This is a genomic window from Ruegeria sp. BE1 (assembly GCF_056538885.1).
The window spans coordinates 134,997-151,868 of the sequence record NZ_JBQFTY010000009.1; the positions used below are offsets into that span (position 1 = coordinate 134,997).

General features: G+C 59.5%; 14 protein-coding genes. 8 read left to right on the forward strand and 6 right to left on the reverse strand.

Annotated elements, in window-relative coordinates:
- Window positions 1–2: 2 nt before the first annotated feature.
- The 5 genes from ACR0J5_RS20255 to ACR0J5_RS20275 all read right to left on the reverse strand — a co-directional run bounded on the left by ACR0J5_RS20255 (window position 3) and on the right by ACR0J5_RS20275 (window position 6,394).
- Complete coding sequence (locus ACR0J5_RS20255) at window positions 3–953, reverse strand: ABC transporter permease (protein WP_480656647.1); 951 nt, start codon at window positions 951–953, stop codon at window positions 3–5.
- The gene (locus ACR0J5_RS20260; protein WP_480656649.1) at window positions 950–1,927 is read right to left on the reverse strand and encodes an ABC transporter permease; all 978 of its coding nucleotides are present in this window, start codon (window positions 1,925–1,927) and stop codon (window positions 950–952) included. Before ACR0J5_RS20260 ends, ACR0J5_RS20255 begins: the two co-directional genes overlap by 4 nt.
- Before the next feature lie 83 nt (window positions 1,928–2,010).
- Window positions 2,011–3,570, reverse strand: a complete 1,560-nt coding sequence (locus ACR0J5_RS20265) for an ABC transporter substrate-binding protein (RefSeq protein WP_480656651.1) — start codon at window positions 3,568–3,570, stop codon at window positions 2,011–2,013.
- Between the two features lie 102 nt (window positions 3,571–3,672).
- Window positions 3,673–5,253, reverse strand: a complete 1,581-nt coding sequence (locus ACR0J5_RS20270) for an ABC transporter substrate-binding protein (protein ID WP_480656653.1) — start codon at window positions 5,251–5,253, stop codon at window positions 3,673–3,675.
- A 163-nt stretch (window positions 5,254–5,416) separates the two neighbouring features.
- Window positions 5,417–6,394, reverse strand: a complete 978-nt coding sequence (locus tag ACR0J5_RS20275) for an alpha/beta hydrolase (RefSeq protein WP_480656655.1) — start codon at window positions 6,392–6,394, stop codon at window positions 5,417–5,419.
- A gap of 175 nt (window positions 6,395–6,569) precedes the next feature.
- On the opposite strand from ACR0J5_RS20275, the gene ACR0J5_RS20280 reads away from it, so the two are divergent.
- The 8 genes from ACR0J5_RS20280 (at window position 6,570) to ACR0J5_RS20315 (ending at window position 16,762) form a co-directional block, all read left to right on the forward strand.
- Window positions 6,570–7,799, forward strand: coding sequence for a glycosyltransferase family 4 protein (locus tag ACR0J5_RS20280; protein ID WP_480656657.1), 1,230 nt, complete (start codon window positions 6,570–6,572; stop codon window positions 7,797–7,799).
- A 66-nt stretch (window positions 7,800–7,865) separates the two neighbouring features.
- Window positions 7,866–9,362, forward strand: a complete 1,497-nt coding sequence (locus tag ACR0J5_RS20285) for a hypothetical protein (protein WP_480656659.1) — start codon at window positions 7,866–7,868, stop codon at window positions 9,360–9,362.
- Window positions 9,359–10,378: a glycosyltransferase family protein gene (locus tag ACR0J5_RS20290; RefSeq protein ID WP_480656661.1), complete on the forward strand. Its 1,020-nt coding sequence runs from the start codon at window positions 9,359–9,361 to the stop codon at window positions 10,376–10,378. Before ACR0J5_RS20285 ends, ACR0J5_RS20290 begins: the two co-directional genes overlap by 4 nt.
- Window positions 10,375–11,478: a glycosyltransferase family 4 protein gene (locus ACR0J5_RS20295; RefSeq protein ID WP_480656663.1), complete on the forward strand. Its 1,104-nt coding sequence runs from the start codon at window positions 10,375–10,377 to the stop codon at window positions 11,476–11,478. Before ACR0J5_RS20290 ends, ACR0J5_RS20295 begins: the two co-directional genes overlap by 4 nt.
- Window positions 11,475–12,638, forward strand: a complete 1,164-nt coding sequence (locus tag ACR0J5_RS20300; protein ID WP_480656665.1) for a glycosyltransferase — start codon at window positions 11,475–11,477, stop codon at window positions 12,636–12,638. Before ACR0J5_RS20295 ends, ACR0J5_RS20300 begins: the two co-directional genes overlap by 4 nt.
- On the forward strand, window positions 12,635–13,222 hold the full coding sequence (locus ACR0J5_RS20305) for an LbetaH domain-containing protein (protein WP_480656667.1): 588 nt from the start codon (window positions 12,635–12,637) through the stop codon (window positions 13,220–13,222). The genes ACR0J5_RS20300 and ACR0J5_RS20305 overlap by 4 nt, the downstream gene beginning before the upstream one ends.
- Window positions 13,223–13,479: 257 nt before the next feature.
- Window positions 13,480–15,306, forward strand: coding sequence for an SGNH/GDSL hydrolase family protein (locus tag ACR0J5_RS20310; RefSeq protein WP_480656669.1), 1,827 nt, complete (start codon window positions 13,480–13,482; stop codon window positions 15,304–15,306).
- Window positions 15,307–15,475: 169 nt separating this feature from the next.
- A complete protein-coding gene (locus ACR0J5_RS20315) occupies window positions 15,476–16,762 on the forward strand; it encodes a lipopolysaccharide biosynthesis protein (RefSeq protein WP_480656671.1) in 1,287 nt (428 codons plus the stop codon).
- A gap of 9 nt (window positions 16,763–16,771) precedes the next feature.
- Here ACR0J5_RS20315 and ACR0J5_RS20320 read toward each other — a convergent pair.
- On the reverse strand, window positions 16,772–16,872 hold a 101-nt coding region (locus ACR0J5_RS20320; protein WP_480655235.1), incomplete at its 5' end, for a hypothetical protein.

Here is a 16,872-nt window from a genome sequence, read left to right on the forward strand (position 1 = left end):
AATCACCGCAGCTTGGGGTTCAGCGCGTCGCGCAGCCAGTCGCCCAGCAGGTTCACAGACAAGGCCAGCGCCAGAAGGGTGCAGGCCGGGAAGAACAAGATCCACCACTCACCCGAGAACAGGAACCCCTGCCCGATACGGATCAGCGTGCCCAGCGACGGCTGGGTCGGGGGCGCGCCCACGCCAAGGAAGCTCAGCGTTGCCTCGGCAATGATCGCCAGCGCCAGCGAAATGGTGGCGATCACCAGAACCGGGCTGAGGACATTGGGCAGGATATGGCGGAACATGATCGGGAACGATCCGCGACCGATCAAGCGCGCAGCCTGAACGTATTCCTTGTTCTTTTCTACCAGTGCCGCACCCCGCACGACGCGGGCAAATTGCACCCAGTCCGACAGGGCAATCGCGACGATCAGCACATAGATCGCCATCGCGTTGCGGTATTCCGGCGGGGTCACGCCCTTGGCGATGCCAAAGATCAGCATGGCGACCAGAATGGCCGGAAAGGTCAGCTGCACATCGGCAACCCGCATGATCAAAGTCTCGATCCAGCCGCCGTAATAGGCCGCCATCAGCCCAAGGATCACGCCGATGATCATTGCCAGCACCACGGCCGAGACCCCGACGAAAAGCGAAACCCGCAGCCCGTACAGGATGGTCGAGAACACATCGCGGCCCTGATCATCGGTGCCAAGAAAGAAGGTTTCCTGCGTGAACGCGTTGGGCGTGCCGGGTGGCGTGAAGCCGTTCATCAGGTTCAGCGAGGCCGGATCGAACGGGTTATACGGCGCGATCAGCGGCGCAAAGATCGCCGACAGCACCAGTACAACCACCACCAGCGAGGCAACAATCGCCACCGGTGAATGCCGGAAGGACCAGGCAAAATCGCTGTCCCAGAACTTGGCAAACCGCGTCTTTTCGGGGGTTTTGGGGGTATCCAGGATATCGGTCATGTGGCCCTCGCGTCGACACGCAGGCGCGGGTCAATGGCATAATATAGAAGATCGACAATCAGGTTGATCGTCACGAACATGACCGAAATCAGCATCAGATAAGCGGCCATGACGGGAATATCGACAAACTGGATCGCGTTGATGAACAGCAGGCCGACGCCCGGCCACTGGAATACTGTCTCGGTGATGATGGCAAAGGCAATGATCGAGCCCAGTTGCAGACCCGTGATCGTGATCACCGGCACCAGCGTGTTCTTCAGCGCGTGGCGGAAATTGATCACCCGGTCCGACAACCCGCGCGCACGGGCAAAGCGGACATAGTCGGCGCGCATCACCTCAAGCATTTCGGACCGGACCAGTCGCATGATCAGCGTCATCTGATAAAGGCCCAGCGTGATCGCAGGCAGGATCAGCGCCTTGAGGCCCGAAGACGTCAGGAAGCCGGTAGACCAATTGCCAATCATAACGGTCTCGCCCCTCCCAAAGCTGGGGAGGAGGTCCAGTTCGACCGAGAATATGTATATAAGCAATATCCCGATCAAAAACGTGGGCAGGGACACCCCGATCAAAGATACCGTCATGATGACATTCGCGGCGATCCCTTGTCGTCGGATGGCGGTGAACACGCCCAGCGCGATGCCGATGGTTATGGCCAGAAAGCCCGAGACAAAGGCCAGTTCCAGCGTGGCTGGCGCGCGCTCAAGCAGGATGGTCGACACCGGGCGGCCCTGACGGTACGAGACGCCAAAATTGCCCTGAACGGCCCCTTGCAGGAACTTGAAATACTGGACAGGGAAGGGTTTATCCAACCCCAGCTCGCCCCTCAGCCGGTCAATATCGGCCTGGGTACGCTCTTGCCCCAGCATATTGTCGATTGGATCGCCGACAAAGCGGAACATGGAAAAGGCCACAAGCCCCACGACCAGCAGCACGATCACGGATTGGAACATCCTTCGGATGATATAAGCGAACATTCGTTTCCCTCGTTGATCGGTGTCTCTAGGCCGTCTTTCAGCGAATGGTCAAGGTATCGCTAACGCACAAACGTTACGTTTTGTCAGTTCACCGTCACCCAGCGCAGCAAAAAGAAGTTATCCGGGCGCTGCGTCAGCTCGATATTGCTGCGTGTTCCCCAGACCAAGGGCTGCACATACATGGGCACATAGACCTGTTCGTCCTGAATGATCTGCGCGACCTCATCCAGCATGGCCTGCCGTTTATCCGCGTCCAGTTCCGACTGGATCATCGGCAACAGCTCATCCACGCGTGGGTTCGAAAAACCGCCGAAATTCCAGCTGCCCAGTTTCTTTTCTTCGTTCGGCGTAGCCACGAGGAACCGCACAGGGTGTTCCGCGTCAAAGGTGCCCGGGCTCCAGCCCAGCAGGTACATGTCGTAATTGCCTTCGCGCAGCTCGGGCCAGTAGTTGCGCACCGGCATCGCGTCGAGTTCTGCGGTGATCCCGATCTGCGCCAGCATCGAAACGACAGCCTGACAGACGGCCTCATCATTCAGATAGCGGTCATTGGGGCATTTTAGTCCGAAAGAAAAGCCATCGGCATAGCCGGCCTCGGCCAGCAGGGCCTTGGCGGCCTGGGTATCAAAGGCCGGACGGTCCGCATTGGCCTGTGAATAGCCGCTCATCGCGGGGCTGACCAGTTGCGAGGCCGGTTCGGCATTGCCGCGCATGATGGTTGCAAGGATTGCGTCCACATTCACCGCCTGCGCCACCGCCTTGCGCACGCGCGGATCGCGGAACGGGTTTGGTTTGCCCGCGTCATCGGTGTATTTCAACGCCTCGGCCTGATGATCAAAGCCCAGCATGATCACGCGGGCCTCGATCCCCTGAATGACTTCGACGTCGGCATCGTTCTGCAGGCGCGCAACATCCTGAATCGGCACCGGATTGATCATATCCACATCGCCCGACAACAGCGCGGCCACGGCGGTGGCCGGGTTCTGGATCGGGTTGAACTCGGCGCGGGTGATGTTGTGTTCCGCCGCGCCCCACCAGCCCTCATGCGGCTCTAACACAGTGCGAAGACCCGGTTCGCGCGCTGTGACTTTGAACGCGCCGGTGCCATTGGCGTTCACAGTGGCAAAGTTGCCCGTTTCCTTATCCGGTACAGTCGCATCGTTGGCCTCGGTCCAGCCCTGATCCATGATCATCCAGTTGGCAATCGAGGACGGAAACAGCGGATTCGGCGCGCTGGTCATGATGTCGACCGTATAGTCATCGACCACAATCACGTCGCTGACCGGCGCAAACCAGCTGCGGGTGTCTGCGGCCTCGCCCGAGGCGCGCTGATAGCTGAACAGAACATCCTGCGCGTCAAAGGTGCTGCCGTCGTGAAAGCTCACGCCCTCACGCAGGTTAAACCGCCAGCCTTCGCCATCGCCGATCGGCTCCCAACTGACGGCCAAGGCGGGTTCGACGCTCATGTCCTTGCCGCGCCGTACCAGCCCTTCGTAGACGTTGTTGAGAAATCCAAGAACCGGGGCCGAGTTGACGGCATGCGGATCCATCGTTTGTGGATCGGTGGTCGAAGCCCAGGTGAATTCTTTGGCTGTGGCGGGCAGCGCCAGCATCGTGCTGGCCACAAGAATAGCACGGATCATGATCGCGTCCTCAAAGTGGTTTCGGGAAAAACATGGAAGACAACTCAACACCCCTGTTCGTATCAGAGGCAAACGGGGGCCGATTTTCGGCCCCCGCTACGCTTAGTTCATGGTGAAGTATTTGACCTTGGGCTGATCTTCGGCATCCACTTCGATGCCCACACCATCCGCCATTCCCCAGTTCAGAACCTGGTGGTGGATCGGGATGTACAGCGCTTCGTCCTGCACCACGCGCCAGATGTCTGCGATGTCGGCATTCCGCGCGTCCAGATCCGTGTTCGAGGCCAGCGACTTGATCTTTGCGTCCAGCGCATCGTCCTGATAGCCGGTGCCATTCCAGGTGCCGATCTCGTCTTCGCGGCCATGCACCAGGAAGTTGAAGATGTATTCCGAGTCATATGTCGGAACACCCCAACCCAGCATGTAGAAATCGGTCTTGCCGTCGGTGATCAGCGGGAAGTGCTGCGCCTTGGGCTTGGCATCCAGATTCACGGTCACGCCGATCTGACCCAGCATCCCGACAGCCGCCTGACAGATTGCCTCATCGTTGATGTAGCGATCATTCGGGCAGTCCAACCGCAGCGAGAAGCCATCGGGATAGCCTGCTTCGGCCATCAGTTCTTTGGCTTTGGCCAGATCAGTTGCGGATTCGCCATCCATGTCAGCGGTCCAGCCATTCACGAAGGGCGGCGCAATCATGCCCGCGGGCTGCGACTGACCACGCATCACGACCTGTTTGATCGCATCACGGTTGATCGCCATCGACATCGCCTGACGCACACGCACATCGGCCAGAGGGTTCTTGCCGTCTACATTGTCCGCTTCGATGTCATCCGAGCCCTGGTTCATACCAAAGAAGATGACGCGGTTCTGCGGCGCTTGCTTGACCATCAGGCCGTCGGCACCATTGACGCGGTCAATGTCCTGCACCGGCATATCCTGAAGGAAGTTCACCTCACCCGACAGCATCGCCGCTACGCGGGTCGCTGCGTTCTGGATGGGGGTATAGATGATCTCGGTCACTTCCATCGGGAACTGGTCGATGCCCCAATAGTCGTCGTTGCGCACCATCACGGTTTTCACGTCAGGCTCGCGGCTTTGCAGTTTATATGGCCCCGTGCCGTTGGCGTTGGTGGTCGCATAGGTGATCTCGCCGCCTTCGAAATCCTGAACGTTGACGGTGTTGTTCGCCTCGGCCCAGCCTTTGTCCAGAATGAACAGGTTGGTCAGGTTCGACGGCAGGATCGGGTTCGGGCCGTCGGTGACCATCTCAACAGTATAGTCATCGATCGCGCGTACTTCGGTGATTGAGCCGATCAGCTCTTTCATGTCCGAGTTCGGCTGCTTGGCGCGCTCAAAGCTGAACACCACGTCCTCGGCGTTGAAATCCGCGCCATCGTGGAATTTCACACCTTCGCGCAGCTTGAAGACCCAGACATTCGGATCATCGGCCTTGGGCCCCCACTCGGTCGCCAATGCAGGCTCAAACGCGCCGGTCACGTCGCGGATGATCAGCGGTTCATACATCTGGTGGCGAATGGTGTGCGACGGACCTTCGTTTTGCGAGTGCGGGTCCAGCGTCAGCGCATCGCCAGCGCGCGCCCAGCGCAGAGTCTCAGCCGAAGCGCCCGTTGCCATCAACGCAGTCGCGCTGGCAGCCAGCATCAGGTTTCTTAGGATCATTTTAGTCTCCCCGGTTATTGTTAGCGCCGCCATTCGGGCGGCAGGCCGCTTGGGCGGCCATGATGTGACAGATCATCCAGATCATTTTGACAGTTGCAACACAAGAATGTGAGATCGTGTGACAACCTTAGGGAAATTCATTCAAATCTGCGGTCTAAGCAGATCAACTCTCACGCAGAATATCTGAACGTTGATGGGCATCCTTCGGGAAAACCCTGCCGGAATGCAGGCATTGAAAGATGTGATGGAACACCAGACCAGCCTCACCCCCTGGCTCTTCGGCTCCGAAATATTTGTGTCCGGTTGGCAGGTCGTAGCGTGTGTTGATGTCATCACAATCGACCTGGAACACATTGCGCGGCGTGCGATCGATATTCTCGGGGCCTGTATGCCCCAAACGGCGTGAAGCGACCTTGTTTTTCAGATTCGCCGCCTTGCTGGCCCGCAGCGCCAGATCATCCGAGGCGAAATAGACCACGACATTACGCGCGGCATGGCTGATCAGCACACCGGGCTCATCCTCGTGCACGGTTTCGTTGACCACATCGGCTGCCACCATGAAGATATTGCGAAACAGCAGCGGCACGCCCGACGCCAGATCGTACCGGTTCCACGCAATCAACGTCTGCCGCAAGACCCGGTTGCCCATCGAATGGGCCAATAGGTTGATCCGTTTCAGACAGGGGGCAGTGTCGGGCTCATTGTCTTCGCTGTTGCGCCATTCCAGAAACCGCTCTAGCACCCGGGCAAAGGAAAACCCGCTTTGGTCCGCTGACTTCTGATCATCCCAGTACTTTTGGACAATGCCCTCTTCGGCATCGCTGGGCCAGATCAGCGGCAAAACCAGCACCTCACCCGGTTTGGCGGCATCGCACAGGCGCTGCAGTTCGGCCGCGTCGTGAAACACGACGTCCGGCAGGTTGTTGAAGCCGTGCAGATACAGCAAAATCTGGCGGCACTGACTGTCACGAACCCGGCGCAACAGCTCTTTGCTGGTGATTTCGGTGTGATTCCCGTCTGCCCCTGTCTCGCAATAAAACACCGAGTTCGACGGCGCGTTATTATTCAGATCAAAGGTAAAACGGCGGCCTTTGCGGGTGCGGATACTTTGGGTTGGAAACCGGTTGGTGATAAAAAGCATAAGAAATCCCTCAGGCGAAAGACTGTTTTGAATGCGATGAGCGTAGCAACCGCGCAACGATCTGTCAGCTTTTGACTGCAAAGGCAGTTGTGCGCCTCAATGCAACTAAACCCAAGGTTGACTAAACGCGTTTCAGGCCCGTATCCACAAAGTGTACGAGCAATAGCACTGCAAAATGGCTGCATCTGAAACGTCGGTTCTTTACCTGTCGCCCTATTTCTGGCCCGAAGATATCGGGTCTGCCCCCTACAGTGTCGATCTTGCGCGCCATTTGTCCAGCGCGGGCTATGCCGTTTCTGCCCTGACCTTCCGCCCGCATTACCCCAGCGCTGAACCCTTTGCAGAATGGTCCAAGGGCGCGCGAGACCATGAGGCACTGGATGACATACGGATTGAACGCGTGCCGGTCAGCCCGCGCGGCTCGGGTGGGTTCAAGGACCGGATCAGGAACGATCTGCGCTTTCTCAGCCGTGCGCTTGGCCGTGCGATCCAGGGAAGCTATCGGCAAACGGACCTGATCATCGCCTATGTGCCCAGCATTCTGACCCTCTACGGGGCCGCAGCCCTGAAACTGCGCAGCGGCGCGCGGATCGTGGCTGTTGTACATGATATTGAAAGCGGTCTTGCGGAATCTCTGGGCCTTTCAGCCCATCCCTTGATCTTTAGGACCATGCGTTTTGCCGAACGTTTGGGTCTGAATTTTGCAGATGAAGTCATCGTGCTGACCCAAGGGATGAAGACTGAGCTTGAGCGGATCGGCTGCACAAAACCTGTGACCGTATTACCGATCTGGTCCAAGGTCGCCGCGCAGGTCCCGATTGATCCGACGGGTCCACCGCGGGTGATGTATTCGGGCAATTTCGGCAAGAAACAGAACCTCGATCAGCTTCTGCCGCTGTTGGCTCATCTGTCCGACACCACACCCGAGGTCGAGATCATTCTGCAAGGCAACGGGTCCGAGCGAGCAAGGTTTGAGGACGAGATCCGCCACCGGCGCATAGAAAGCGCCCGTTTTCTGGATCTCGCACCAGCCAAGCAGTTTATCCAATCCCTACAGAGCGCCAATGTACATCTGGTGCCCCAAGCGCTGAACGTGGCGAACTATGCGCTGCCCTCAAAGCTGTTTTCGATCATGTCCGCCGGGCGACCGTTTGTCTGCATCGCCGAACCGGGCAGCCCCCTGGACCAACTGGCCCAATCCTCGGGCGCGGGTCTCTGTGTTCATCCCGGGGATGAGTCCGGCCTGTGTCAGACGGTGTCTGATCTGCTTGCCGACCCGGTTCGACAACAACAGATGGGCGATGCCGGTCGCTTGTTTGTACAGCAAAACATGAATCGCGATACGATTCTGGAAGCATACCGCTCGGTTTTTCAGCGCGTGTTTAGCGCCAGACCACAGGGTTAATTCGCGCTGTGGTTGTTCGCGTTAACCATTTATTCAGATTTCTGGCATTTCCCTCAACACAGGACAATGAACACAACAGCTAGCATGATCGCTTTGGATGCACGGGCCGCCGCCCGCTTTGACGCGCGGATGCGCATGGTGCTTTGGATTGGCCTGATCCTCAGCGTGCTGCTATTTGCATTTCAGCTGGCCCTTCAACCCGAACTCAGCCTGTTGATTCATTTGTGCTGCGCCTTGATCGCAACCGCCATGGTGGCTTTGCACAAGGACGGATGGCGCGCGTTTTTCTACTCGTCCCCCTATTGGACTTTCAGCTTTATGCTGATGATGAATGCTTCGGTGCGGCTGGTATCCATAGATTTCAATATCCTGGGCCCGGACCGGGCGGCGATGATTGTGCTGGTGTCCCAAAGTGCTGTGGCCCTGATCGGCCTGCTGGACGCGCTTGTGCCCAACAGATCACGACAGGCAACCATTGCTGCGGCCCGGCGCACAAACAGCCTGTTCTATGTCTTCCTGATCAGCTCGGTTTGCGTCCTGGTGCTGCGCTATACGGGGGGTATATCCGCGATTGTCGCCACCAGCTTTTTCTACCTGCTGCCCATTCTTGTGGCGCTCAGCTTTCTTCGGACCGGAGCACGGGCGCTTGACCCTTGTTTTCTGGGGCTTTTCGGGGCCTATAGCGTTCTGGCAGTGATCGACAACAGCCGGACTGATCTGTTGTCCTTTATTCTGCTGGGCCTCGTCTTGCTGATGATTTTTGGCCGTCGTTTCATCACCTGGCAGCGCGTGGTCGTGGCCTATTTTCTGGTGCGGTTTCTGACGGTTTTCTCGGCGGTCTCTATTGCGGTGCGCCCGCTGCGAGAAACCCCAGACCTGATGATACGCGAGGCTCTTGCCCGCCTGTTTTCCACCGAGACACTGATCACGCTGATCAACCCGTTCCACACGCACAGCGCCTCTTTCGTCTATGCCGAGCGTCAAACCGGCGTCAGCCTGTTCCGGTCGTATTTCTTTGGCGGCGGCGACACGTCGATATTTGATCGCCTGACCTTGTTGCCACAAATGGACATCGTCACCGGCCGTATCGTTGTGCCAACGGGCTTGGATTTCGCCAAACTGTGGCAGACCACCATACCCAGCGCGCTGCCGAATTTCGGGCAGCAGAAGATCACCATGCTGGGCGATGAACTGGTCTGGGAGCTGGCCCTGCGATCCCGCGAAAGCGTCGGCCGCCCCATGATCACCTCACAGGCCGAGGCGTGGGCGCTTGGTGGCTATTGGGGCGTATTCCTCATTTCCACCTTTGTATTCGCGTGCTGGGCTGTGACCTACCGCCTGATGCTGCGCTATTTCGGCCTGCGGACCGTGGTGCAGGCGTTCAACGCCCTATTGGTCGGCTATGGAATTCTGACCACAACCATTCTGGGGCAAACGCTGACCATGTTGCGGGCCCCGCTGCAGGTTTTGGCCCTGTGCCTGCTGGTCGGTCTGGGCCTGCGGCTTTTGACGATGTGCGCCCCGACCCCTGCACTCCGACCCGCCGCGGGGCACCCGGAATGAGGCTGCTTTACGTTGGATCGAAATCCGGAACTTCTTTGCAGCGGGCCGAGGCCGCAAAGCGCCTGGGGCACGAGGTTGTGCATATCGCCCCGGACCGCGCCCTGCCCAAACACTGGAAGCTTTGGCTCAATCGTCAGGGCGGGTTTGGCATCGATCTTCTTGTTTCGCGGACCTTGAAGCACGACATCAATGGCGCGTCATTCGATCATGCCCATGTCGACGGCGGCGAGGTGATCGGCCCCAAAAGCATGACCCTATTGCGGGGTGTTGCCCCCAAGATCAGTCACTATACCGGGGATAATCCCTATGCCACACCCACGCCCGAGCGGAAACGCTGGGCCCTTTTCCAGAAGGTGCTGGGCCAATACGACCTGACTGTAACGGTTCAGCGAGACGGTCAGGAGAACGCCATGCGCGCCAAAGGCGCGCGCAATCCGCGCGCCGTTCTGCAATGCGCGGATGAGGTTGTGCACAGACCGTTCGACACCCCCATGGACCCGCAGTGGCAGTCAGAGGTCGCCTTTGTCGGAACCTGGATGCCGGGCCGCGAGGCTTTCATGCAAACACTGATCGAGGCCGGGTTGGATCTGGCGATCTATGGGCCGCGCTGGCACAAAGCGGTGAATCATGCTCTGCTCAAACCCTATATTCGCAGCAGCTATCTGGAGGGGCGCGACTATGCCGCCGCCATCGCCGGTGCCCGGATTGCGCTGGTTATTCTGAACACCAAAAACTGCGATACGCACACCAACCGCAGTATCGAGATCCCCGCCATTGGCACAGCGATGTGTGCGATCCGGACCCCAACCCATGCACGCCTGTACGACGGCACCCGCGAGGCCCTGTTCTTTGACACCGCCGAGGATTGCGCGGAACAGTGCAAACGCCTGCTGGCCGAGCCTGACCGTCTGCGGGCCGTTGCCCGCGCCGGACAGGCCCGCGCCCGGGCAAACGGCACATTCAACGAGCCCCTCATGTCCAGCATTCTGGAACATGCGAAAGGCGCGCAAGTATGAGCGCGCCCGAGAAAATCGTCTTTCTGGGGCTTGAGACCTACAGCTTGCTTGGCGGGCTGCAGCAGTTCAATCGCCGCTTTGTCAAAGCGCTGGCCAATCGGGCGGTGGAAACAGGTGGGGCGCGTCCGCAGATTATACTACGGCGGGATCAGGTATCGGACATGCCCAAGGACATAGCCGCTGACTTCCATCCCTGTGGCAGCCCTGCCCCGAGGATGTTTCGCGCGGCAGTGAAGGCCGCGCGGGGGGCCGATATTCTGATTGCGGGCCACGTCAATCTGCTGCCGGTCTTGAGCGCATGTTCCATGGTTGCACCCCGGGCACGCCGAGTCCTGGTCGTCCACGGGGATGAGGTTTGGGGCGACCCCGTTTATCGCGCGCGACAGCCGCTGGACGCAGCGATGATGCGGCGTCTGGATCGGGTTATCTCGGTCTCGCAATTCACAGCCGACCGGATGGCGCAGGCGTTTGGGCTGTCGCCTCAGCTGTTCAGCGTCTTCCGCAATGCGGTGGATGATTTGCCGCTGCCTGATCCAAGTGATGACGAACCCCCGAACATTCTGTGCGTGACCCGATTGGCCGCACATGATCACGGCAAGAACGTTGACAAACTGTTGCGGGCCTTCGCCCTGCTGAAACAGCGGCAGGTGGATGCGACCCTGACGATCGTGGGTGGTGGTGTCATTCGTCCCGTATTAGAGACACTTTCAAATGAACTTGGCCTATCCTCCAGCACTCGGTTCACTGGTCGAATTTCGGATGCGGCACTTGCCGCCGCCTATGCGCAAGCCAACGTATTCTGCCTGCCCTCGGAAAAAGAGGGGTTCGGAATTGTGTATCTCGAAGCGTGGTTGCGGGGCCTGCCGGTGATCTGCGGGGACCGGGATGCGGCGCAGGAAATCGTTTCGGACGGGAGGGACGGCTATGTCGTCGACCCGTCAGACACGCAGGCTTTTGCCGACCGGCTGGAAACCCTTCTGAGCGACCGGATACTGGCGCGGCAAATGGGGGCAGAGGGCCGCCGAAAGGTCAAAACACAGTATCTAATGGCGCACTACGAACAGCAATTGCAGAGCATCCTGAATGCGGTGGCCGCATGAGAGTGCTGCGCGTGATCCCGACCGTTGATCCGGCCTATGGCGGCCCGGTGCACGGCATGAATGCGAGCTCGGCAGAAATGGCCCGCGCGGGCTGGCAGAACGAAACCGTCACACTCGATACACCACAGGCGCCGTGGCTGGCACAAAGCCCGGTTCCGGCCACCGGAGTGGGGCCAGGTGTCAGTTCGGTCGGCTATACCCAAAAGCTGGCCCGCTGGATTGCAAATAATGCGCATCGTTTCGACGTGGCCGTGATTCATGGCGTCTGGCACTGGGCCTCGGTCGGTGGCGGGCGCGGCTGCCGCAGGGCCGGGTTGCCCTATGTTGTCTATACGCACGGTATGCTGGACCCGTACTTTCGGCAGGTGAAACCGGTCAAACACTGGGTCAAACAGGCGTTTTGGGCCGCGCAAGGCCCCGTTTTGCATCATGCCCACCGCGTTCTTTTCACCGCAAGACAAGAGGCTGACGCTGCACGCGGCGGGTTCATCGGCCCGCCCTACACCGAAGCGGTTGTCGCTTATGGCGCGAGCGCACCGCCAACGTCGGACTCTGCGGCAAGAATTGGCGCGTTTCGGAAAAAACTGAACCTGACAGCGGATCAACGGTACATCCTGTTCCTCAGCCGGCTTCATCCAAAGAAAGGGGCCAATCTGTTGATCCGGGGGTTTGGACAGGCCGCTGTGGACGATCCAACGTTGCAACTAGTGATCGCAGGGCCGGATCCGGGAAACATGGTGCCGGGCCTGCGCGATCTGGCACGCGTTACCGGGATCGAAGGCCGCGTGCATTTCCCCGGGCCGCTGTCAGGCGACCAGAAATGGGCCGCGCTTGAGGGGGCCGAGGCGCTGACCCTGATCACCCATCAAGAAAACTTCGGCGTGGTTCTGGCCGAGGCGCTGGCGTGTGGAACGCCGGTTATCACAACGCGGCAAACAAATATCCATGCCGAGCTTTCGGACACGGGCGCAGCCATCATTTGCGACAACACAAGCGCCGGTGCGGGCCGGGCGATTGCAGAGTTTCTTGCCCTATCCGCCCCTGAACGCGCGGACATGAAACGTGCAGCGCGCACCGGATATGAACAGCGATTTACCACGCATGCGGCGGCGCAGGATCTAATGGGCGTGCTGCAAGACGCAAAAAGGTGCGCGCAGTGACACGGCCTTTGGACGCGCAGCACAGTTCACCGGTGACAGGCGGCCCGAATTTCAGTGCGCGACACCGGCTTTTGCGGCTAATCTGGGGGCTTTGGTGGTACCTGCTCTGTCGGTGGACGCCGCCACCCCTGCATTTCTGGCGCATTTGGTCGTTGCGCCTGTTTGGGGCAGATGTTCATTCCACAGCGCGCGTCTATGGCTCAGCCCGTATCTGGTACCCGCCCAACCTGACGCTTGAACGATATACTGTTCTGGGCCGCCGGGCGAATTGCTACTGCATGGACCGGATCGTGATCGAGGAATTCGCCACAATCTCGCAGGATGCAGAACTGTGCGGAGGAAGTCATGACATAGATGACCTCCACGACCAGTTGATCACGCGCCCCATCCGCGTCGGGCGGCAGGCCTGGGTGGCCGCCGGTGCCTTTGTCGGGCCGGGCGTCGAGCTGGGCGAGGGGGCCGTTCTTGGTGCGCGCGGCGTTGCGATGACCTCATTGCAGCCCTGGGGCGTTTACGCCGGAAATCGTGCGCAGTTCATTCGCACGCGCGCGAAATTTGATCGGTCGGACTTGGTGGGGAATTAGATCGGTTTCATTGTCCGGTAGGCCACGGGTTTCATTGTTTGTTCCACGCCTGTTGCCGGGCCACCGTGCGCTCACCTAAGCAAAAACAAACGTTCGGGCGAAATTTTTGTCGCTGACGAAATCGGGCCTGAGACAGCGCGCCACAGGACAGGCTTTGTGGTCGACCCTGCGGGCCTGTGACCACCTGATCCCGTTACGAACACATCCCGGGGCCGCCAGAGGTTGGCCCTATTCATTCAACATCACGGAGATCTGGCATGATCAGTTCTGGCATTTCCATCCCCAGCTTGTCTGTCCGCAGGCGCAGCGCGGGTTTGCTGGCCTTCAACCCGCTGGCGCTGTTTGACCTGACGGACAGGTCCAGCCTTTCGCAGGATCTGGCAGGCAACGTCCCGGTCAACGACGTGCAGCAGGACGTTGGCCATGTGAAGGATACAAGCGGCAACGGGCATCACCTGTCCGCACCCAGTGACAGCGCACGGGGGTTTTATGTGACGGGCTATCCCAATACCCTGTCCGTTGGCACCTCGTCCGCCCCATCGGCACCTTATGACGGTTTGACGCAAAGCCACCTGATTCAGGATGGCGCAGAAGACGCCGATCTGCGGGGCGGATGGTTCCATGATTCCAACTATTTCGGCCTGATGGGCCGACAGTTCCCATCTGCCACCCGCAACAGCGGCAACATCCCGGCGGCAAATGGGCATAGCGTGTCGTGGAAGGCCTCATTTATCGTGGATCGCGACTTTGCGATCCGCATTGACGGCGGCGACAACCTGCTGGACCGGTATCGTGTGACAATCAATGGCGTGGCACATAAACCCGTCAATCACGCAGGCGTCGGACCCGGACGGCGCTGGTGGGCCTTCAAACTGCCGGCAAAAGCTAACCGCGTTGTCGTCGAAGGGTTCGGCGATGCCCGCTGGTTTGGGTTCAAGACCCGACCGGGCGCATCCGTCAGCGCCAGCGCCCCGGGGTGGCGGACCATCGTATTTGGCGACAGCTTTACCGCAGCCGCGGGCGCCAGTGCGCCCTGGAACGGGTGGGTCAACCTGCTGCGCCCGCACGAAGAGTTCAGCTCCGTCGCTAGCGGAAATGGCGGCACCGGCTATGTCAACGACAGTTCGGGCGCCGAGCGAACACTGGCCGACCGCATCGTAGATGACTTCAACCGTATTTCGGCAGCCTCCGGCGCGCCGGACGAGGTGGTCATCGCCCTTGGACTGAACGATGTCGGCCAAACCGGGGTCGAGGCGGGCGCCAATGCTGCGTTCAACGCCTTGCGAAGTGTCTATTCCGGGCCGGTTTGGGTGATCGGCCCATGGGACCACCACGCCCCCAACACCCCACCCGCTGCCTGGAGCCAAACGCGCGACAGCATCCTGTCTGCCACACAGGCCCGGCCCGGGTTCACCTTTGTGGATATGGAGGGATTTGCTTTTACCAAGGCCGATTCTACCCACCCGGACGATGCCGGGCACAAGGCAATTGCCGAACACCTTTTGCCGCGCCTTGCAGATACAGACGCGATCCCGGTCGTTCCGCAGATCTCAAACAGCAAAGGGCGCGTCATGGGCAATGGCAGCGCGCTCTTTCAGGCTGCAACCCGGTTTGGGCTGGGAGAAAACCCCGGGCTTACTGTTGTTGCCGCCCTCAACACCGGCCCGGCCCTGTCTGCGCTGGAAAGGATCTGGCATCTGGGCGATGTTGGCGCAGGCAGTCTGTCGGGGGGCGTGGACGACGATGGCATTGTCTGGAACCATTCCGACGGCGGCAGCCGGTTTGGGACGATCAGCAATGGCACCAATGTGGTCATCGCGTGGCGCAGGCCTGCCGGTGGCAGCTACGGCGACAGCGACGTGTTTTTGAACGGGGCCGCGCAACCCCGGACCATGATCGACAACCCGGCTTTGCTTCCGGCGGACGCAACGCCGCTTTTTCACCTGTTTGGTGGGGTTGGCGGGCTGGAGCCCTTCGCCGGAGAGATTGCCGCATTGGGCATCTTTGATGCGCTCTCAGACACGGACCTGACCGCCGTCATGACTCAGTTTGCGGGTCGTTACTTGCCTACCGTATCGAACTGAATAGACTCTAATTAAAGGTCAATTCGACTGAGTCAAAAAAGCATCAGTCTTCAAAACTCAACCATTGCCCGGCCCCCAAAGCCGGGCATTTTGTGTTTTGATCTGGCCCATATCACAATGACATGTAACGTGACGGCGTTCTTGCCGAATACGTCAAAAGCCGGACCCCATGCAAAGAAACGCCAAGGAGTTTTTCGCCAATAGCGGCGCGCAGGTTTATGCCCGCGGTGTGACGGTAGGCACACAATTACTGTTGATGCCCATAATGATCTCGACCTGGGGGCTAGAGGTTTACGGCGGCTGGCTGGCGATTGATTCTTTGCGGTCCGTGTTCTCGCTGGCTGATCTGGGGCTGGCGCAGATCGCCGCGAATGAAATGACGCAATTGACGGCGGCAAAACGCACAGGCCGGGCGCGGGTCGTCAATGCCTCGGCCTGGGTAATGCTGATCGGAGTCTGCGTTCTGTTGCTGGCGCTGGGTACGGCGGCAAGCATGCTACCACTTGCCGATTTCCTCAGAATCTCGCAATTCGCCGATCAGGTCCCGCTGACCTTTTTCCTGCTGACCATGGTGGCCGCCGGTTCGATCCTGTTCGGGGCTGTGGGCGCAGGGTTGCGGGCCAGCGGGCTCTATTGGCTGATGGTCGCTACCACCGCAACCTATCAGCTTGGCGTCGCAATCGCCCTTGCCTTCTGGGGACTGGCCGGAGGAGGGTATCTTGCCGTCGCGGTCACGATTGTTGCGCTTCAGATCACCCTGTTTTCGGTCGCGACCACGATACTCTGGGTCAAGCACCCCTGGACCCGCCCGAATGTGCGCCTGATCTCTTTCACCAAGATTCGCAACATGCTTGGGCCGTCGCTGTCCTACATGCTGTACACGATCACCAATCTGGTCACGATTCAGGGTGTGAATATTCTGGTTTCAAGCCAGCTTGGGCCGGACAAGGTCACGATCCTCTCAGCGATCCGCACCCTGACGCGGGTTGGCCGTATGTGCGCCGCCATTTTCATCTATGCGCTTGAGCCGATTTTCGCGCGCCTCAGCGGCGAACAGGACCGGCAGACCGGCGCACGGATATTCAGGTTGATGGTCTGGTCCGGGATTTGCGGATCGGGGCTTTATTGGGTTGGCATGATCACACTAGGGCCCGGTTTTCTGGCGTGGTGGACGCGTGGAGCCGTCGCAGGCTGGACCCCGCTGCTGTATCTGATGACCACGGCCATCGCGGTTGAGATCGTGTGGTTCACCCTGCAGACCCCTTATGTGTCCACAAACCGCCATTCCCTGCTGGCCATCTGGGTCGCTACCGCCGGTGTTCTCAGCACATTTGCGACAGGGTTTTTACTGGCCCCTTTCGGATTGATCTCGGCGGGTGCAGCGCTGCTGGCGATGCACCTCTTCATTCTGGCCACGACACTTCGGGTTATGCGACGCCACCCGCCATTTGGGTGACGAGGCGCCTTACCCTTTAGCGCCTTGTCCTCTTGCGTAGATGTCTTCGTATCTGACGATGTCGTCTTCACCCAGATAGGTGCCGGTCTGGACCTCGATCAGGACCATGG